This is a genomic window from Nitrobacter sp. 62-13 (assembly GCF_001896955.1).
Taxonomy (GTDB): domain Bacteria; phylum Pseudomonadota; class Alphaproteobacteria; order Rhizobiales; family Xanthobacteraceae; genus Nitrobacter.
This window is the reverse complement of record NZ_MKRN01000192.1, coordinates 1-3,509: the sequence shown is the minus strand read 5'-3', so window position 1 is coordinate 3,509 and position 3,509 is coordinate 1. Positions and strand designations below refer to the sequence as shown.

Sequence of the window (3,509 nt, the reverse complement as noted above, 5' to 3'; positions counted from 1 at the left end):
TGTCCGTCTCGCGCGCGGTCGAACGCGCGGATACGTTCCTTTCCTCCCGCCACCCGAAGCAAGTCCTTGTAAGCTGCGCGATCCCAGCTCCAATCGAGACCAGCTCCAGCGAAGGCGGTGTTAAACGCCTGGCGATGAGCCTCTTCGGTTTCGGCAAGCGTTCCATCAACGTCGAGGATCAGGGCGCGCGCTTCAACGATCAAGGCTCTGATACGATCCGGCGGTAAGTTCGCGGCAAACGTTTCGCTCATTTTCTCATACACACTGTTTTTCACGCTGAGCAGGATCAGCAGGTGGATGCTGCCAATATCTGTACTGCTTCAAACCGATTGCATCAGACTCGCGGCTCACGACCGCCGGGGCATCAAAATCCAAATTTAGCGATTTGCGCAATTTATTAATCTTGGACACGCCAAAAGCATTTCTTATGCCGCCTGGCAAGTCGCGGTCCCCAAATCGGATCAGCGCGAGCCGCACTGCGCCATGAAAAACGCGTGCCATATGATCCGGCGGTATCCGTATTGCAGCCATTGCAGCCATGGCGATCCGATTCCACTCTCGGAGCTGTTGCAGGTTGCGGCGACATAACGTCGTGCTTCGATGCCGATCGCCGCTCTGCGCGGCATTCGTCATAAATGGTGAGCACCTTCTCGCCGAGCGATTGTCTGAGTGCGTCTCTCGTTGCCGAGCCCGCCGCATGGCCTGACCGGGTCATCACAACCGCCTAGGTGAGCGGGGCGTGCTTCGGTTGGTTGGCCAACCTGACCTGAAGAGCAAAAGCTGGACAAACAAACACGACAGACACGAAGCGGTGATTTCGCTGGTTGACCAAATTCCTAGCTTTGATGCCGTGGCGTTTTGAACCGCTCCGCTTGATTTGTGAATAATCGACTCGCATTCAGGCTGGGGAAGGCGCATACTTATCCGATCACCACGAAGGTTGTGGCTCTGATAGAGGCCAGGAGAACGCGCTTGCGCTCCGCCTCTCCAACAAGGGAGCAACGCCAATGAGGGTGCGACGAGGTTCTATTCAGCTTAAGCCTTTGAAGGATCGGCTGGTCGAGTTCGCGGCCAACGCCCGCAAGACGGCGGACGAACTGCCTCCGGGTGCACGCAGGGATGAGGCGTTAAGGAAAGCGCGTCAGGCGGACGCGGCGGCTCATATCGATGCGTGGGTGAATTCCTCGGGGCTACAGACGCCGAAGTAGAATTGAGTGTCGTTTAGCCGGGGCACTGCTTAAGCCAAGGCATCCTGGATCATAGCCGTCGTCCAGGAGGCGTGAGCCTCGACGGTTCGGCTTCCGTCAGTTAATCCGGCAGCCCGTGCCGTGAGTTCGCGTGCCGTGAGTTCGCGCAAGGAAGCCCTTGCCTCCGAAACAAATCTCGGCGTCGAGGATCGGATGGTCTCGTGGGAGATCAAAGAAAGAGCCATCCCCTTTTGGGAATGGCTCGAGGCGAAGCTTGGAAATCTTCAAGCCCTGTGTACTGCCGTTACCTTGTTCGCAGCCATACGCCCCAAGATGATCCAGATCGGGGTGATTCGGCTGTGACCTGATTAACACAGCGTCTTTTGACGTTCGGAATGTAACCGGTAACCCGGCCGACGCCCGCAAGACATGCGCGTTCACGAAATCTCACCGGCTTTATCTGGCGAGGATGCAATGGGGAACGGCTCCCGTCTCCGCCGGTTGATAAAGCGCACAGCCAGGGAGGAAACATGATGCCTTACGCACTATTTGATCGTGATAGGCGCATTGGTGCATCTGCGGCGACGGAACTGGATGTCTGGAGAGCGGCGTTATTGGTCGGCCTCATTTCAGATCTTCCCGTCGCCGACGAGCAGGGCGGTCAGATCTTGCCCCGCGGTCTCCACGTAGAGCGGATGGACGAAGATTTTGAGCCGCCGCTGGAGTGAAAGCCCCGTGCGCAATTTTCATGAAGCGGGCTGACACAGGTTCCCGAGTCCGTCCAGCTCCGTGTCGGGAGATGTCGCCTGCCCAAGAGCGCCTCGCGGAAAGTTTGCGGTGCGCGCAGGGGTTGAGGCAGATCGCAGGATGCGGATCACACGCCGGAGAAATATGTCTTGCGTTACAGCATAATATGGGTTTCTTTCGAGCGAAAGTTTCTTGACGGAGAACAAAAATGACGGCTCCATCATCAAAGGGTGTGGCCGAGGACGATCTGCGTCTTATTGCCCTCTCGCTCATTTCCGAGACGCCGCGTCGTGGCTACGAGGTCATCCAGACCATCGAGAAAATGACGGCCGACTGGTTCTTGCCCAGCCCCAATGTGGTTCATCCGATGCTGGCCAGTCTCGTAGAAGCCGGCTATCTGACCTCGTCGGCCGATCCCCCCAGGCTCTTCACGATCACCGACGAAGGCCGTGCCTTTCTCGAGCAGAATCACGATCGAGCCACCGCCGTTCTCGGTCGTCTGAACGCGCTCGGTGAACGCGTCACTCGCTGGCGACAGGCGCTTGGAATGGCTGAACGGCTGAAGGAGGCCGATGCGGATGCCACGGAAGGCCTGTTGGACGTCCTCGCCCGCGCGGCCATGCCGAGAAAATAAGACGCCCTGGTGGCGGTACGGGTCTTCGATCAGCCTTTCTGCGCGGGAAACCGGCGGCAAAGATAGATAGCCGGGCAGGGAACCCGAAGGGCGTCGTCGTTCTTCTGTGTCCAGGAAGGCGCCAAGCGCGACCGGCCGGCTTGCCGCTGTCGTCGGCCAGCGGCCCTGGGTCGGAGCTTTGTGACTGGCGTATTCTTTTCGCGCGCAGCGGCCCCGCGCGCTCCAGTCAAGCTGGGGGACCATACCCAGTCGTCAACAAACTGACGATCAAGCGTTTCGACGCATCGTGACCGGTTCAAGCACGTTGGTTTAGAAGGTATCGGTAACCCGTCGTGCCCCACTTTATGTGGACGCCATTAGCGAAGAAGACTTCGAGCCTTTCCGCTTCTGATGGAATCGGAAGTGGATCTCCGTGATTTGGATTTGACGTGTTTTCTTTACGCGAGCTGGTATTTCCGTCACTCGAAAACGCTATAGCTTCGGGCGAAGAGTTGAGCCGCCGCAAAGGTGGGCAGAAGTGACATCGTCTGTGAACGGGGACATCCGGCTATGATGGGGATCGGTATGTTTCCATCAACCGCAAACCGCTTCGCACGAAGCGCATCCCTGCCATCTACGCCTTCGAGTTTCCGCTTCAAAACGTCAATGCCCGGCACAAGGCCGGGCATGACGACTTAGCCAAACCTTATCGCGGCCTATTCTCTCTGCAGGGTATGAGTGAAGTACCACAGCGTGCCGTTGAGCACCATCGCGCCCAGGATATTGCCGATGGTCACCGGGATCTGGTTCCACACCCACCACTCGTAGATGCTCACATTGGCGCCCGAGAGGATGGCGGTCGGGAAGAGCCACATGTTAACGACGGTGTGCTCGAAGCCCAGCGCGAAGAACATCCCGATCGGGATCCACATCAGCACCACCCGGCCCACAGTGCTGCGGGT

General features: G+C 58.2%; 7 protein-coding genes (1 of these 7 running past the window's edge). 4 read left to right on the top strand and 3 right to left on the bottom strand.

Features of this window, described 5'->3' with window-relative positions:
- On the bottom strand, positions 1–251 hold the 5' end (the start) of the coding sequence (locus tag BGN91_RS14835) for an HAD-IA family hydrolase (RefSeq protein WP_292614428.1). Its footprint begins 475 nt before the window's first position; the window shows 251 of its 726 coding nt (coding positions 1–251); the start codon lies at positions 249–251; the stop codon falls past the left edge of the window.
- 4 nt (positions 252–255) lie between these two features.
- A complete protein-coding gene (locus tag BGN91_RS14830) occupies positions 256–633 on the bottom strand; it encodes a hypothetical protein (RefSeq protein ID WP_292614426.1) in 378 nt (125 codons plus the stop codon).
- 374 nt (positions 634–1,007) lie between these two features.
- Here BGN91_RS14830 and BGN91_RS14825 point away from each other — a divergent pair, with 374 nt between their 5' ends.
- The 4 genes from BGN91_RS14825 (at position 1,008) to BGN91_RS14810 (ending at position 2,568) form a co-directional block, all read left to right on the top strand.
- A complete protein-coding gene (locus tag BGN91_RS14825; RefSeq protein WP_292614424.1) occupies positions 1,008–1,208 on the top strand; it encodes a hypothetical protein in 201 nt (66 codons plus the stop codon).
- 135 nt (positions 1,209–1,343) lie between these two features.
- The gene (locus BGN91_RS14820) at positions 1,344–1,550 is read left to right on the top strand and encodes a hypothetical protein (RefSeq protein ID WP_292614422.1); all 207 of its coding nucleotides are present in this window, start codon (positions 1,344–1,346) and stop codon (positions 1,548–1,550) included.
- Positions 1,551–1,717: 167 nt separating this feature from the next.
- Complete coding sequence (locus BGN91_RS14815) at positions 1,718–1,915, top strand: hypothetical protein (protein WP_292614420.1); 198 nt, start codon at positions 1,718–1,720, stop codon at positions 1,913–1,915.
- A 227-nt stretch (positions 1,916–2,142) separates the two neighbouring features.
- A complete protein-coding gene (locus tag BGN91_RS14810; protein ID WP_292614417.1) occupies positions 2,143–2,568 on the top strand; it encodes a PadR family transcriptional regulator in 426 nt (141 codons plus the stop codon).
- Positions 2,569–3,263: 695 nt separating this feature from the next.
- On the opposite strand, the gene BGN91_RS14805 is transcribed toward BGN91_RS14810, so the two are convergent.
- On the bottom strand, positions 3,264–3,509 hold a 246-nt coding region (locus tag BGN91_RS14805; protein ID WP_292614416.1), incomplete at its 5' end, for a formate/nitrite transporter family protein.